The organism is Arthrobacter sp. UYEF3 (assembly GCF_040546245.1).
Lineage (GTDB): Bacteria > Actinomycetota > Actinomycetes > Actinomycetales > Micrococcaceae > Arthrobacter.
On the sequence record NZ_JBEPNK010000013.1, the window covers coordinates 90,306 to 105,097 of the forward strand.

At 68.7% G+C, this 14,792-nt stretch carries 10 protein-coding genes and 1 pseudogene; 8 read left to right on the forward strand and 3 right to left on the reverse strand.

Annotation, left to right across the window (positions count from 1 at the left end; translation table 11 throughout):
• Nucleotides 1–13: 13 nt before the first annotated feature.
• Nucleotides 14–952, reverse strand: a complete 939-nt coding sequence (locus tag ABIB14_RS11170; protein ID WP_354235942.1) for a proteasome assembly chaperone family protein — start codon at nucleotides 950–952, stop codon at nucleotides 14–16.
• A 331-nt stretch (nucleotides 953–1,283) separates the two neighbouring features.
• On the opposite strand from ABIB14_RS11170, the gene ABIB14_RS11175 reads away from it, so the two are divergent.
• From ABIB14_RS11175 to ABIB14_RS11195, 5 genes are all read left to right on the forward strand, one after another.
• Nucleotides 1,284–2,810, forward strand: coding sequence for a leucyl aminopeptidase (locus ABIB14_RS11175; RefSeq protein ID WP_354235943.1), 1,527 nt, complete (start codon nucleotides 1,284–1,286; stop codon nucleotides 2,808–2,810).
• 271 nt (nucleotides 2,811–3,081) lie between these two features.
• Nucleotides 3,082–4,467, forward strand: coding sequence for a dihydrolipoyl dehydrogenase (lpdA, locus tag ABIB14_RS11180; RefSeq protein WP_354235944.1), 1,386 nt, complete (start codon nucleotides 3,082–3,084; stop codon nucleotides 4,465–4,467).
• Nucleotides 4,468–4,593: 126 nt separating this feature from the next.
• Complete coding sequence (gene sucB / locus ABIB14_RS11185; RefSeq protein ID WP_354235945.1) at nucleotides 4,594–6,351, forward strand: 2-oxoglutarate dehydrogenase, E2 component, dihydrolipoamide succinyltransferase; 1,758 nt, start codon at nucleotides 4,594–4,596, stop codon at nucleotides 6,349–6,351.
• 89 nt (nucleotides 6,352–6,440) lie between these two features.
• Nucleotides 6,441–6,794 (forward strand): hypothetical protein, encoded by a 354-nt coding sequence (locus ABIB14_RS11190; protein ID WP_354235946.1) that lies wholly within the window; start codon nucleotides 6,441–6,443, stop codon nucleotides 6,792–6,794.
• A 130-nt stretch (nucleotides 6,795–6,924) separates the two neighbouring features.
• Nucleotides 6,925–7,353 (forward strand): OsmC family protein, encoded by a 429-nt coding sequence (locus tag ABIB14_RS11195; RefSeq protein ID WP_354235947.1) that lies wholly within the window; start codon nucleotides 6,925–6,927, stop codon nucleotides 7,351–7,353.
• A gap of 73 nt (nucleotides 7,354–7,426) precedes the next feature.
• Here the strand turns inward: ABIB14_RS11195 and ABIB14_RS11200 are convergent, their stop codons facing one another.
• Entirely contained in the window at nucleotides 7,427–11,056 is a 3,630-nt protein-coding gene (locus ABIB14_RS11200) for a S41 family peptidase (RefSeq protein ID WP_354235948.1), read from the reverse strand.
• Between the two features lie 74 nt (nucleotides 11,057–11,130).
• Between ABIB14_RS11200 and ABIB14_RS11205 the strand changes: the two genes are divergently transcribed.
• Nucleotides 11,131–12,024, forward strand: a complete 894-nt coding sequence (locus ABIB14_RS11205) for a TIGR01777 family oxidoreductase (RefSeq protein WP_354235949.1) — start codon at nucleotides 11,131–11,133, stop codon at nucleotides 12,022–12,024.
• On the opposite strand, the gene ABIB14_RS11210 is transcribed toward ABIB14_RS11205, so the two are convergent.
• On the reverse strand, nucleotides 12,021–13,766 hold the full coding sequence (locus ABIB14_RS11210; protein ID WP_354235950.1) for a serine/threonine-protein kinase: 1,746 nt from the start codon (nucleotides 13,764–13,766) through the stop codon (nucleotides 12,021–12,023). The two genes, ABIB14_RS11205 and ABIB14_RS11210, sit on opposite strands and share 4 nt — an antisense overlap.
• 107 nt (nucleotides 13,767–13,873) lie before the next feature.
• Here ABIB14_RS11210 and lipB point away from each other — a divergent pair, with 107 nt between their 5' ends.
• The gene (gene lipB / locus ABIB14_RS11215) at nucleotides 13,874–14,542 is read left to right on the forward strand and encodes a lipoyl(octanoyl) transferase LipB (RefSeq protein WP_354235951.1); all 669 of its coding nucleotides are present in this window, start codon (nucleotides 13,874–13,876) and stop codon (nucleotides 14,540–14,542) included.
• Nucleotides 14,539–14,792, forward strand: a pseudogene (locus ABIB14_RS11220) (lipoyl synthase); the annotation flags it as partial. The gene lipB and the pseudogene ABIB14_RS11220, both read left to right, overlap by 4 nt.

The window sequence follows — 14,792 nt, forward strand, 5'->3', positions numbered from 1 at the left end:
TCATAAATAGTATTTATCCGCTCGGATCTTCGCGGGCCAGGTACGCCTCTACTGCGGCGCCGAGCGCATCGGCATTCGGGAGCTGGTCGTTTTCGTCCGCGAGCAGGGACCGGCGCACCGTTCCCTCGGCTTTTTCGTCGTACTTGGTCTCCAGCCGGGCCACGACCTGCCGGACGTCCTCGGAGGCGTCAATCTGCTCGGCTATCTGCCTGCCGACTTCCCGGCCGGCCTCGCGGAGACGGTCCGTGGGAAGCATCAGCGAGGTTGCCGCGCCGAGGTATTCGAGCCCCGCGACGGCGGCCGTCGGGTACTCGGCCTCGGCCAGGTAATGCGGGACATGGATCACGTACCCGGCAATGTTCCGGCCCGCATCGATCAGTCGAAGCTCAAGGATATGACCGACGGCGGCGGGGACCTCGACAGTGGGCTTCCAGACCGAGATGCCTTCGATCAGCTCGGGCCGGTTGCCGTGCACGGTGACGCCGACCGGGCGGGTGTGCGGTACCGGCATCGGGATGGAGTGGATCCAGGCCGCGAGGTTGACGTCCAGTTCCTCCACGATGCCGACCACCGCCCGGGCGAAGCGTTCCCACTGCAGGTCCGGCTCAAACCCGGCCAGTAGCAGGAACGGCATCCCCAGCCCGTCGATCAGCCGGTACAAAGCCAGGCGCGGGGGCTGGTAGTCCTGCAGGTGGTCCTCAACGAAGCTCACCTGCGGCCGCCGTGAGCGGTAGTCGATCAGCTGGTCGGCGTCGAACTCGGCGACGAGTTCGGCGTCGAGGGTGTCGAGCAGTTCGGCGGTGATCTGTTTGACGACGTGGCCGGCATCGGCGAAGCCGGTGAAGCCCATCAGCAGGTTCAGCCCGTGCAGTGCGGGATTGCGGAACAGCGCGTCATCACGGACGTACAGCGTTTCTGGGTCCAGCAGGGAGCCGGAAGTCCGTTCCATCACGGCATGTTCCTTTCGCGGTGGCTGGTAAAGGGGGCGGTGGTGCGGCGGGTCCCGCCGCGCGGGACCTCGCGCGGCCGGGTGCAGGCCCGGCGTGCGCGCCTATACCTCCTACAACGCGCTGCCCGGCGGGGGAATTCCTGCGCCGGATGTGGGCCAGCTCTCATTCAATTGAACTCCGGCGCAGGGTAGAGACTACGATCGGAACTGGCCTTAGAGATGGCCGTGCAGACACCGGCTTGCGTGCAATTCCGGCGGTGGCGCAGATACCCAAGGCAGGGCGCCGAACATGCAGTTCCTGCCGAAATATCACAGAGAATTGAGGACTGTCCTCGTGGATAAGAATACCGAAGTCAAACTGAGTGCGATCGCCGGGGACTTGAAGAAGTCCCCGCCCGATGCCCTCGTCGTGGGCGTGGGACAGGGCACCGACGGCCCTGTCCTGCTGGACAACCCGCTGAGCGCCAAGGCAGCGGAGGCGCTGGCCGAGTCACTGGTCGTTCTTGGCCTCACCGGTGCCGCGGACCAGGCGCACCGCCTCCCCGGACTTCCCGAGGCCGGCGCGTCCGTCCTTGTCCTCGCCGGCGTCGGCAAGGTCGCCGCGGGCACCCCGCTCTCCGAGGAAGCACTTCGCCGCGCGGCCGGCTCGGCAGTCCGCCAGCTCGCCGGCGTCGCCACCGTCACTCTCGCGCTGCCGACGCCGGACCTCGCCGCCGTCGCCGCCGTCGCCGAAGGCGCCGCGATGGGCGCGTACTCCTTCACCGATTACCGCACCGCCAAGGACGGCCTCAAAGACCCGGTCAAGAGCGTCCGCATCCTTACCGCCCTCGCCGCGGACAAGGCGCTGCCGGCGGTGCTGGAGCGCGCCGCCCTGATCGGCAAGGCCGTCAACGCCACCCGCTCGCTGGTGAACCAGCCGCCGAGCCACCTTTACCCCGAGACTTTCGCCGAGGCCGCCAAAGATCTGGCCAAGGGCCTGCCGGTCAAGGTCACAGTCTGGGACGAGAAGCGCCTGGAGAAGGACGGCTTCGGCGGCATCCTCGGTGTCGGTAAGGGCTCCACCCGGCAGCCGCGCCTTGTCAAGGTCGAATACGCACCGGCCAAGGCAGCCGCCAAAATCGCGCTGGTGGGCAAGGGCATCACCTTCGACACCGGCGGAATCTCGCTCAAGCCGCACCTGGGCATGGGCGAGATGAAGAGCGATATGGCGGGCGCCGCCGTTGTCCTCAACACCGTCCTGGCACTGGCCGAACTGGGCCTGCCGGTGAAGGCGACCGCCTGGCTGTGCATTGCGGAGAACATGCCTTCCGGCGCCGCGCAACGTCCCGCGGACGTGCTGACCATTTTCGGCGGCAAGACCGTTGAGGTTCTGAACACCGACGCCGAGGGCCGGCTGGTCATGGCCGACGGGATCGTCGCCGCCAGCCAGGAGTACCCGGACGCGATCATCGACGTCGCCACCCTGACCGGAGCGCAGCTGATCGCCCTGGGCAACCGGACCGCGGGGGTGATGGGCTCCGAGGCCGTCACCGGCGCGATCAAGGCCGCGGCGGACCGCGCCGGCGAGCTCGTCTGGCCGATGCCGCTGCCCGAGGAACTGCGCCCCAGCCTGGACTCGCAGGTCGCGGACATTGCCAACATCGGCGAACGCCACGGAGGCATGATGACGGCGGCCGTCTTCCTGCGCGAGTTTGTCGGCAAGGCAAAGGACGGCGGGCAGATCCCGTGGGCCCACATCGATATCGCCGGGCCGTCTTTCAATAACGGCAGCCCGTACGGCTATAACCACAAGCAGGGCACCGGCTGCACGGTGCGCACCTTGGTGGCCTACGTTGAAGACATCCTCGCGAAAGCCGTCTGAGCCCGCACCCCGGCCGCCGGCACTGCAGAGTCCTGCGTCCACGCGGCCTTGTGGCCCGGGCTGATCCCCTGGCCACAAGGGCGCGTGACACTGGACACAAGCGCTCCACAAACGCCACGGCAAGGTGGAGCATGTATTAGTGGTTCGCTAAGGTGAACTGCGGTAGTCACAAAATGAAAGGGAACGGGCCTGCTGGCATAATCACCGCAGGAAGTTCCAAGACCAGATGATGCGTACTCTCGTGTCATCGTTCACGCGAGGGAGCGTTTTAGTGGCCGATCAGGCAACTGCGCAAGAATTCGACATCCTGGTACTCGGCGGCGGCAGCGGCGGCTATGCAACTGCGCTCCGCGCCGTCCAGCTTGGCCTCACTGTGGGCCTCATCGAAAAGGGAAAGCTCGGCGGCACCTGCCTGCATAACGGCTGCATCCCGACCAAGGCCCTCCTGCACTCCGCAGAACTGGCCGACCACGCCCGCGACTCCGCCAAGTACGGCGTCAACGTCACCCTGGACAGCATCGACATCAACGCCGTCAATGCTTACAAGGACGGCATCATTGCCGGCAAGTTCAAAGGCCTGCAGGGACTCATCAAGTCCAAGAAGGGCATCACCGTCATTGAGGGTGAAGGCAAGCTCCAGGGCAACGACACCGTCGTCGTGAACGGCACTGCGTACAAGGGCAAGAACATCGTCCTCGCGACCGGTTCGTACTCCCGCACGCTGCCCGGCCTCGAAATCGGCGGCAAGGTGATTACCTCCGATGAGGCCCTCACCATGGACTTCATCCCCAAGAGCGCCATCATCCTTGGCGGCGGCGTGATCGGCGTCGAGTTCGCCTCGGTGTGGAAGTCCTTCGGCGTGGACGTCACGATCGTTGAAGGCCTGCCGTCGCTGGTGCCGAACGAGGACGCGACGATCGTCAAGGCGTTTGAGCGCGCGTTCAAGAAGCGCGGCATCAAGTTTTCCACCGGCATCTTCTTCCAGGGCGTTGAACAGAACGACGACGGCGTCAAGGTCACTCTTGTCGACGGCAAGACCTTCGAGGCGGACCTCCTGCTGGTCGCCGTCGGCCGCGGCCCGGTCACGGCCAACCTGGGCTATGAGGAAGCCGGACTGACGATTGACCGCGGCTTCGTCATCACTAACGAGCGTCTTCACACCGGCGTCGGCAACATCTACGCCCTCGGCGACATCGTCCCTGGAGTCCAGCTCGCACACCGCGGCTACCAGCAGGGCATCTTCGTGGCTGAGGAAATCGCCGGCCTGACGCCGGTAGTGGTCGAAGACATCAACATCCCCAAGGTCACCTACTCCGAACCGGAGATCGCCACCGTCGGTTACTCCGAGAAGGCAGCCAAAGCCAAGTTCGGCGACGACCAGGTGGAGACCCAGGAATACAACCTCGCCGGGAACGGCAAGAGTTCCATCCTGGGCACCAGCGGCCTGGTGAAGCTGGTCCGCCAGAAGGACGGCCCCGTCGTCGGCGTCCACATGATCGGCGCCCGCATGGGAGAGCAGATCGGCGAGGCCCAGTTGATCGTGAACTGGGAAGCCTACCCGGAGGACGTGGCCCAGCTGGTCCACGCCCACCCGACGCAGAACGAGTCCCTGGGCGAGGCCCACCTCGCCCTCGCGGGCAAGCCCCTGCACGGCTAGCAGTTCCGCCCGCACCACCGCAAGAACTCAGGGCTTAGTGCACCCGGCCCGAAAAGTCGGGTGCACTAAGCTCGACCAAGGCAGCAATCATCCGCACTAAAGATCAATAAGGAGAACGGGGACGACATGTCTGAATCCGTTAACTTGCCCGCCCTCGGTGAGAGCGTCACCGAAGGAACCGTCACCCGCTGGCTAAAGCAGGTAGGTGACCGGGTAGAGGTGGACGAGCCCCTGCTCGAAGTCTCCACCGACAAAGTAGACACCGAGATCCCTTCTCCGATCGCCGGCGTGATCGAGGAAATCCTCGTCGCCGAAGACGAGACCGCCGAGGTCGGGGCGCCGCTGGTCCGCATCGGCGACGGCGCCGGAGCTGGCTCCGGTGAGGCTGCCGCTCCGGCTGCCGAGGAATCCCCGGCCGAGCCGCCGGCAGCTGCCGGGGCACCGGCCTCCGAGGCCCAAACCCCGGTTGCCGAGGCTGCTGCTCCGGCACCCGCCGCCGAGGCCGCACCGGCCGGCGAGGGCCACGAAGTTACCCTTCCTGCCCTGGGCGAGAGCGTCACCGAGGGCACCGTTACGCGCTGGCTGAAGAGCATCGGCGACAGCGTCGAGGTAGACGAACCGCTCCTGGAAGTCTCCACCGACAAGGTCGACACCGAGATCCCGTCCCCGGTCGCCGGCACGCTGCAGGAAATCCGCGTCGCCGAGGACGAGACCGCCGAGGTCGGCTCCGTCCTCGCCGTCATCGGTTCCGGCGCCGCACCGGCACCCGCCGAGGCCCCCAAGCAGTCGGCCCCCGCCGCCGCACCGGCACCCGCCGTGGCCCCTCAGCAGGAGGCCCCGAAGCAGGAAGCACCTAAGCAGGACGCACCGGCTCCGGCCGCGGCTCCCGTCGAGGCTCCGAAGCAGGCGGCTCCCGCCGCGCCCGCAGCACAGGCTTCGCCCGCAGCGGCAGCCGACTCCGGCTACGTCACCCCGCTGGTCCGCAAGCTTGCCAACCAGCAGGGTGTGGACATCGCCTCGCTGACCGGCACCGGCGTCGGCGGCCGCATCCGCAAGCAGGATGTCCTGGCCGCGGCTGAGGCCAAGGCCGCCCCGGCCCAGGCTCCGGCACCGGCTGCTTCCTCCGCAGCCCCGGCTGCTGCTACGGCGCAGGCGTCCTCGCTGCGTGGCACCGTGCAGAAGGCCCCGCGGATCCGACAGGTCATTGCACGCCGCATGCGCGAGTCGCTGGACATCTCCACCCAGCTGACCCAGGTGCACGAGGTGGACATGACCAAGGTCGCCAAGCTGCGCACCCGGGCCAAGAACTCGTTCCAGGCGCAGAACGGCTCCAAGCTGACCTACCTGCCGTTCATCGCCAAGGCTGTCGCCGAAGCCCTGAAGCAGCACCCGAAGGTCAACGCCTCCTACGACGAGGACAAGCAGGAGATCACCTACCACAACGCCGAGCACCTGGCGATTGCGGTGGATACCGACAAGGGCCTGCTGGTTCCGGTCATTGCCGACGCAGGCGACCTGAACCTGGCCGGCCTGGCGGGCAAGATCGCCGACGTCGCCGACCGCACCCGCAAGGGCAAGATCGGCCCGGACGAGCTCTCCGGTGGAACCTTCAGCATCACCAACATCGGTTCCGTGGGCGCGCTCTTCGACACCCCGATCATCAACCAGCCGCAGGTGGCCATCCTCGGCACCGGCGCGATCGTCAAGCGCGCCGTGGTGGTCTCCGATGAGAACGGCGACGACTCGATCGCGATCCGCTCGATGATGTACCTCTCGCTGACGTACGACCACCGCCTGGTGGACGGGGCCGACGCGGGACGCTTCCTGCAGACGCTGAAGTCACGCCTTGAAGAAGGCGCATTCGAAGCGGACCTGGGCCTCTAGGCTCCGCCGCAGCAGACAAAGAGCCGCCTTCCCCTCGGGGAAGGCGGCTCTTTACGGTTTACAGACACAGAGTCGCTAAACTGGGCGCTATGGATAACTTCTTTGTTTATGTACTGCTGTTCCTGCACATTCTCGGTGCCGCGGCCATCGTTGGCGCCTGGTTTGCCACCTTTAAGAAGCCCACCGTCCTCCCCATTCAGCTGTGGGGAGCCATCGCCCAGCTGGTGACGGGCCTGGCGTTCGTAGGCATCGCGGGTGCCAGCCACACGGACATGAATTACACCAAGATCGCGGTCAAGCTGGTCATCGCCATCGCTGTTCTGGTCCCGGCCATCATCGGCTACCGCAAGGCCAAGGCCGGCCGGCCCGTCCCTACCGGTCTGGCCCACGCCGTCGGTGGAATGGCGCTGGTCAATATCGCAGTGGCGACCCTCTGGCAGTAAGCTCCCGCCACAACTGTGACGGCGGCGCACCCCTCGCGGGGTGCGCCGCCGTCGTCGTTAACCCTAGGATGGGAAGCGGCAGGATCCGCCGCCTGGCTGGATCGCTGATCAACGACGCTTAGGAGTGGACATGGCAACGACACGCACCGCACACACTGTATGGAACGGCGACCTGATGTCGGGGGCAGGCAACACCAGCCTGGACAGCTCCGGGCTGGGCAACTTCGATGTCACGTGGAAGGCCCGCGCCGAAGCGGCCGAGGGCAAGACGAGCCCCGAGGAACTAATCGCCGCCGCACACTCGGCGTGTTTCTCGATGGCCTTCAGCCACGCCCTGGCGCAGGCCGGGCACACGCCGGAAGAAGTCAACACCAAGGCCGACGTCACGTTCGAGCCCGGAACCGGCATCACCGGAAGCCATCTGACCCTGAACGCCCGGGTACCCGGAATCTCCGAGGAGGACTTCCAGCGCATCGCCGAGGAAGCCAAGACCGGATGCCCGGTCTCTGCTGCTCTCACCGGCATCGAGATCAGCCTGGACGCCACGCTGGCCGCCTAGGAGCCCGTCCCGCAGACATACCAGAAGGCCCCCGCTCCGGATTTTCCGGGGCGGGGGCCTTCTGGTATGCGTATTAGTTTCCCTGCCGGGCCGGCAGCGGGGCCGGCCGCACCCTGCGGTAACCCTCGCGGAGCGGCGGCCGGTCGGTGGGTAGCTCCTGGATCATTTCCTTGAGCGCTCCGATGCCGTACTCCAACTGCGGATCCGTGCCGGCAGCGTAGGCGTGCGGCGGAAAGACGACCTCGATGTCGGGGGCAACGCCGCGATTCTCGACCCCCCAGCCCACACCGCCGGTGAACCAGGTGGCGTAGCGGGGCTGGGTGACCCCCGTGCCGTCCGCGAGGGCGAAGCGGTTGTCGATGCCGACGACGCCGCCCCAGGTCCGGGTGCCGATGACCGGCCCGATGCCCCGCAGCTTGGAGACCTGGGTGATGATGTCGCCATCGGAGCCGGCGAATTCGTCGGTCAGGATGATAACCGGACCGCGCGGGGCATGGTGCGGGTAGGTGCTCGGACGTTCCCCCCGCGGCATGCTCCAGCCGGTCACCTTGCGGCCGATCAACTCCGCCACGAGCTGCGAGGTGTGGCCGCCGCGGTTGCGCCGGACGTCGACGATCAGGCCGTCGAGGGAAGTCTCGGTGTCCAGGTCCCGGTGCAGCTGGGCCCAGCCGTTGGCCATCATGTCCGGGATGTGCAGGTACCCGAAGGTGCCCTGCGAGGCTTCCCGCACCGTGCGCCGGTTCGCCGCAACCCATTCCTGGTAGCGCAGCCGTTCCTCGTCCTTGACCGGCACGACGGCGACGCGGCGCTGTTCGCCGGCATGCGCCCCGTGCCCGGCACCGTTGCGGAGGGTGAGTTCGACCGGGCGTCCGGCGGCGCCCACGAGCTGCATCGCCGGGGTAAGCGTCTCGGAGAGCTCGACGCCGTCGATGGCCAGCAGCACGTCGCCGGCCCTGGCGTCCGCGCCCGGCCGGGTCAGCGGCGAGGTGGCGAGCGGGTCCGAGGATTCCCCGGCCAGGATGCGGATGATTTCCCAGCCGTCACCGGTGAAGGCGAGGTCGGCGCCGAGGCGGCCCTGGCCGTTGCTGCCGTTCTCCGTGACCAGCGCGGGGCGGACGTAGGCGTGCGAGGTGCCGAGTTCGCCGTGGAGTTCCCAGAGCAGGTCCACCAGGTCATCGTGCGAGCCGAGCCGGTCCACGATCGGCCGGTAGCGGGCGTGTACGGAATCCCAGTCCTGGCCGGCCATATCCTCGGTCCAGAAGAAATCGCGCTGCAGCCGCCAGGCTTCGTCGAAGGCCTGGCCCCAGACGCTGACCGGATCCAGCCGGACCCGGACGCGCTTCAGATCCACGTTCACCAGTTGCCCGGACTCCTCGTCTGCCTTGGCCGCGGCCGGCGAGACGCGGATCTTCCTGTCCTGGAGCAGGACGACCTTTTCGCCGTCGCCGCTGAGCCGGTAGCTGTCCAGTGCGTCCACGATCGTAGTGCTCCGGCGTTTGGCGAGATCGAACCGGACGAGGCTGGGTGCCGCGTTCTTCTCTTCGAGGCTGGCCCGCCCCTCCCCCGTCACGCCGGCCAGTTCGTGGTCGAGCCAAAGCAGGGCGCCGTCTGCAGCGGTGAGATCGGAGTAGTTGCCCTGCGGGACAGGGACGTTGATCACGCGGTGGGCGAGTCCCTCGACGTCGACCCTGACCACCACCGTGCCGGCGTCAGCGCCGGCGGCCGTGCCGGGCTGCTGCCCGGCGGCGGCACCGCCGGCGGCTGCCGAGCCGTCGGGGGCTGCCGAGCCGCCGGCGGCTGCCGAGCCGTCGGGGAAAGCGACGCTCGGTCCGAACGGCGACGGCGTGTCGGCGGCCAGGGCCACAAGGTAGGGCTTGATCGGGCTTGGGAAGGACAGATCGAAGGAGTGTCCGTCGTAGACCGGGTCGAAGCTGCGGTTGGACAGGAAAGCCAGGAACTTGCCGTCCGGGGTGAATGCCGGCGACTCGTCCCGGAAGCGGCCGTCGGTGACTTCGACAATCGTGTGCTGTGCTGCCCTGTCCCCCGCCGGCGTTCCCGTGCCCGTTCCGGTGCCGGCTGCCGAGATCCGGGCGAGCCGCAGCCGGGTGCGGGAGCCGAAGGAGGTGACCGGCTCTGCCCAGCCCAGCCAAGCTGAGTCCGGCGACCAGCTGAACCCGTCGATGCTGCCCTCACCGATGCTGGTCAGCAGCGTGAGGCTGCCGGTGCGGGTGTCCGCGAGATAGATGTCACCGAAGGAGGTGCCGACGGCGATCCAGTTGCCGTCCGGGCTGGCCTCCATGGCGCTGGCCCGGCTCGGCGTGGGGAAATCGATCCGGGTCTGCTGTGAGGTCGCGGCGCGCTCCGCGGCGCGGGCGGCACCGGCCTCCGCACCGGCAGCAGCACTGTCGTGGCTAGCGCTGTCGTGCGCGGGGCGCTCCTGGGCGGGGGCGGCATCCCCGCTGACGACGGCTGCCGACGCGGGCGACTCCTGCCCGGTCAAGGCGGCGGCGGACACCGGCCGGGGCAACGCCGCCGAATCCTCAGTGTCCTGCGCCGCCACGCCGGCTTCGGGCGCCGGGACGGGCGCCTGGACGCGTTGGCCCTGGCTGTTCACCGGTGCGGCGATGGGCTTCAGGTAGAGCGCTTCGGCTCCGTCGTGGTCCGCGATGTAGGCGATCCGGCCGGCGCCGAAGGGACGCGGCAGCCGCGCGCGCACGCCCGGGGTCGCCTCGATGATGCGTGAGGGGCCGTCCTTGTGCCGCAGCCAGTGCAGGGTGCCGTGGGCTTCCACCGCGCTTGAGTCGCCGGCGTGGTCCGGGATGACATCGCCGAGGTGGCGGGCGGGCATCAGCGCGGCCGGACGCCGGGCCTGCGAGGCGGAGCCCAGCGTGATGTCGAGTTTGACGGCGTCGACGTCAAGGCCGGACAGAAGCCATAGCTCGCCGGCGGATTCAAAGACCACCCGCTGACCGTCGGTGGCCGCGTGCCGGACGTAGAAGTCCTCGTGATCCGTGTGGCGGCGCAGGTCCGTGCCGTCGGGCAGCACGGAGTAGATGTTGCCGTAGCCCTCATGGTCGGAGAGGAAGGCGATCCGGCCCTGAACCCACATGGGGTCGGTGAGGTTGCCGTCGAGTTCCGGCGCGAGCCGTTCGAATTCGCCGTTGCCGTCCGCGTCGATCCACAGTTTGCCGGCGGTGCCGCCGCGGTAGCGCTTCCACCAGGCCGGTTCGCGAGACATCACACTGCCGAGGACCACAGGGCGCTCGTCCCCGACCACGGTGCCGAAAGCCACGGATTCGACCGGTCCGAACGGCAGTTCCTTGGCCCAGCCGCCGTCAACCGGGAGGCTGTAGGCGTGCGTGAGGCGGCTGTCCGCCTGACGGAAGGCACTCGTGACCACCACGTCGCCGCCGGGGGTGAAACCCTTCACCCGGGTGGAGCCGTGGCCGAAGTAGCTGAGTTGCCGGTACCCGCCGCCGTCGACGTCTGCCGTCACAACCTCCGGCGCCGTTCCCTGGATGACCGTCCACACCAGGCGCTGTCCGTCAGGGCTGAACCGCGGGTTGCGGGCGGGCAGCTGCAGCGAGGAGACCCGCCAGGCCCGGCCGCCGCCGAGGGGCGCGATCCAGACGTCGTCCTCGGCCACGAAGGTGACCAGATCGCCGTGCAGATGCGGGAAACGGAGGTAACTCGAAGAGGTCATCGTTCGATCATAGTCAAAAGCGCCCCTGCCCCCGGGGAGGTTTCCCTGCCGCGCCGGGCATGGTGAGATGGATCATGCGAATCCTAGTTGCCGGCGCCTCCGGGCTGATCGGAACCGCCCTGTCCAGCACGCTGCGCGGCAGCGGGCACGACGTCGTGAGCCTGGTCCGGCGGCCGCCCGCCTCGCCCGCCGAGTTCCTCTGGGATCCCGCCGTGGGGCGCATTGACGACGCGGCCCTCAAGGGCGCCGACGCCGTCATCAACCTCTCCGGCGCAGGGATCGGCGACCGGCCCTGGACGCGGCGCCGGATCAACGAGCTTAGCGCCTCGCGGCTGGGCCCGACCCGGACCCTGACGGCAGCGATGGGCCGGATGGACGCCCCGCCCCAAGTCTTCCTGAGCCAGTCCGGTTCCAACTACTACGGCAACGCGGGCCAAGCCGTGCTGCGGGAGGACGCCCCGGCGGGCAGCGGCATCCTGGCCGGGATCTGCGCCGGCTGGGAGGCCGCAGCGCACGAGGCACCGGCCGGGGTCCGTGTGGTGACGCCCCGCACCGGCGTGGTGCTGAGCCGCAGCGGCGGTGCCCTCGGCCGGCTGCTGCCGCTGCTGCGCCTGGGCGTGGGGGGTCCGTTCGGCAACGGCCGTCAGTACTGGCCCTGGATCACTCTTCCGGACGTGGCGGGCGCCTTCGACTTCCTGCTCACCGCCCCGCTGTCCGGGCCGGTCAACCTCTGCGCGCCGGAGCCCGCAGACGTGAATACGCTGATCGCCCGACTCGCCGAAGCACTCCACCGGCCCGCCCTGTTGCGGGTCCCGGCGCCGGTCCTGCGCCTTGTCATGGGCCAACTGGCCAACGAACTGCTGCTCTCGAGCCAGCTGATGGAACCCGCGGCCCTGGCTGGCGCCGGGTTCCAGTGGCGGCACCCCTCGTTGCCCGAGGCTGCTGCCTGGGTGGCGGCCGGCAGCTAGCCCGCTACGCCGCCCTGGCCGGGAAGGATCTCCCGGATCCGCCACCTGCCGTCCACCGGCACCAGCACCAGCCGGAGCCGCCGTTCCGCGGCGGCCTCGGCCTCGGCGACCACGGTGCCCGCGCCGTCGCGTTCCCGGTAGGGCGGCGAGGCCACGCTGAGCTGCACCACGGCGCGGGCGGCCGTGCTCTCCGGCAGGCTCTCCACCAGGGACAGACGGGCTTCGAAGCCGTCGAGCACATGGCCGGTCTCGGCCAGACGGGATCTGACCTCGGCGTCGGCGGCGGCCGCAGGTGAAGCCGGGACGGTGACTTGTTCCAGCAGCCCCAGACGCCCCGTGCTGAGGGCATAGGAGCGGAGGCCGGCCAGGCCGCGTACGGCATCTTCCGGCCGGGGCGCGGCGAGCAGCTCCTGCAGTTCTGCCGGGACGGCTCCGGCGGCCGCTTCGGCCGGGGCGGAGGGCACCGCGGAGGGCACCGCGGAGGGCGGCGCGGAGGGCGGCGCGGTCCCGGAGCCGGGCAGCAGCGACGCCGCGAAGAGGCCTGCAACGGCCAGGAGCACGGCCAGAACGAGCGCTGTAGCGGCCCTCCTCAAGCCGGCCCACGGGAAGCCCGGGCCCTGGAAGACCGCGCGGGGTCGGTCCGGGTGGAATGCGTGCCGTGCGCGCATCGGCCCTCCGCTCGCAGGTTCAGCCCAAGCTCGCCGGGTGGATACGGCGAGCCCGGAGCGAAGCCGCGAGGAGGCGGCGGCACCGCGTCTGCGGCGGCGCACCCGGCTCCCCAACGCCCGCAGCCGGGCCGCCCGGCGTTCCCGCGCACTCGCCGGAAGTGCGCGCCTGGTCAGCAGTTGCGGCAGCACGGTCGGATGCACGGACACGGACAGATCCACGGGAGCCGCCGGGGCGCTGCGGAAAATGATGGCGGCCAGCTCCGCGGCGGACGGCCGGAGGCGCCGGTCATTGCGCAGTCCCGCCTCCAGCGCCTCCGCCAGCCCTGGCGGAACCCCCGGAATCAGCAGCGGCAGCGGCGGACGCTGCTGCTCCGGCTCAGGCGCCCTGCCGGTAAGCATGTACCAGCCCAGTGCCGCCGCGGAGTAGACGTCCCCCTCGGGCTGCAGCCCGGCCCGGACGGCATCCACCGGGGCAGGATCGCGGAACCCGTCGGTGCCGGCACGGGACGGCTCCTGCGGGTCCGCCAGCATGCGTGCCACCCCCAGGTCTGCGAGCAGTGGTTTGCCCTCGGCGGTGAACAGCACGTTGCCTGGCGAGACGTCACCGTGCGTAAAGCCGTGTCCGTGCAGATACGCGAGCGTCTGCGCGATCGGCGTCAGGACGGTGACGGCCTCGCCCGGGCCCAGGCTGCCGCGGGCCGCGAGGAGCTCCGCCAGCGATCCACCAGGGGCGTAGTCCAACACCAGCCCCAGGCCGTCCGCGCCGGTAGCGTGGCGTACCCGCACCACGGCATGCGCCTTCACCAGATGCTCGTGGTCGAGGGCGGACAGGATGCGCACCTCCCGGCGCACGGCATCCTCGGCGTCCCCGGGCCGCGGAGGGTCTCCGGTGAAGTCCCCTCGGGCGACGGTGGCCGAAAAGCATTTGAGCGCCACGTCACGGCGCGTCGACTGGTCTGTCGCCAGCCAGACTGCGGCCGTGCCGCCGCAACCCAGCAACCGCCCGACGTCGTAACCGGGGACCTCCGGGGCCGGCCCGGAATCCGGTGGAGAGGACACCTCGTATTCATCCATAGCTCAGGAATAGCCGATCCGTGCGATCCCCGCAGAAGTTATCCACAGGCATGAGAGGTTCACCACAGAATCAGTAGGGAAGACAACCGGGGGCTAAGCTGAATGCCATGACTCTTCAGTTCTCCCAGCTGGGTCTTGCTCCCGAATTCGTCGACTACACCCGCGGCTGGGACATCCAGCGCGAACTTCATGAGAAAGTCGTCGCCGGGACCGCACCCAGCACCGTTCTGCTGCTCGAACATTCCTCGGTGTACACCGCCGGTAAACGCACCGAGGACCACGAACGCCCCTTCGACGGAACACCCGTGGTGGCGGTGGACCGCGGCGGCAAGCTCACTTGGCACGGCCCGGGCCAGCTGGTGGGCTATCCCATCATCAAGCTAAAGAACCCGGCGGGCATCCGGGACTACGTCGAAAGCCTCGAGGCCGTCATCATCGCCGTCCTCGCCGAGTACGGCATCGCAGCCGTCCGGATGAAGGGCCGCGCCGGCGTTTGGCTCGAACAGGACGAGAAGGGCCCCGCACGCAAGATTGCGGCCATCGGCATCCGGGTCCACGACGGCGTGACCATGCACGGCTTCGCCATCAACTGCAACAACGACCTCGCCCCTTACGGCCAGATCATCGCGTGCGGCATCAGCGACGCCGGCGTCACCACGATCGCGCAGGAGATCGGCCGCGACGTCACCCCGGCCGACCTCGTTTCGCGGATCATCGAGGAACTGCGCAACAATGAAGAAGCCCTAGTTGCAACCCATGAAGGAGCCCCACTGTGACACTGGCACCAGAAGGCCGGAAGATGCTGCGGATTGAGCAGCGCAATGCGGCCACCCCGGTGGAACGGAAGCCCGAGTGGATCAAGGCCAAGGTCCAGATGGGCCCGGAGTTCGTCCAGCTCAAGAACCTGGTCAAAAAGGAAGGCCTCCACACTGTCTGTGAAGAGGCCGGCTGCCCCAACATCTTCGAATGCTGGGAAGACAAGGAAGCGACCTTCCTGATCGGCGGCTCCGAATGCACCCGGCGCTG

What these genes read in the sequence shown, in the direction of transcription:
- lipB (WP_354235951.1), top strand. Translation starts at nt 13,874, where the DNA reads ATGACTCTTCAGTTCTCCCAGCTGGGTCTTGCTCCCGAATTCGTCGAC.
- sucB (WP_354235945.1), top strand. Translation starts at nt 4,594, where the DNA reads ATGTCTGAATCCGTTAACTTGCCCGCCCTCGGTGAGAGCGTCACCGAA.
- ABIB14_RS11190 (WP_354235946.1), top strand. Translation starts at nt 6,441, where the DNA reads ATGGATAACTTCTTTGTTTATGTACTGCTGTTCCTGCACATTCTCGGT.
- ABIB14_RS11205 (WP_354235949.1), top strand. Translation starts at nt 11,131, where the DNA reads ATGCGAATCCTAGTTGCCGGCGCCTCCGGGCTGATCGGAACCGCCCTG.
- ABIB14_RS11200 (WP_354235948.1), bottom strand. Translation starts at nt 11,056, where the DNA reads ATGACCTCTTCGAGTTACCTCCGTTTCCCGCATCTGCACGGCGATCTG.
- ABIB14_RS11210 (WP_354235950.1), bottom strand. Translation starts at nt 13,766, where the DNA reads ATGGATGAATACGAGGTGTCCTCTCCACCGGATTCCGGGCCGGCCCCG.
- ABIB14_RS11195 (WP_354235947.1), top strand. Translation starts at nt 6,925, where the DNA reads ATGGCAACGACACGCACCGCACACACTGTATGGAACGGCGACCTGATG.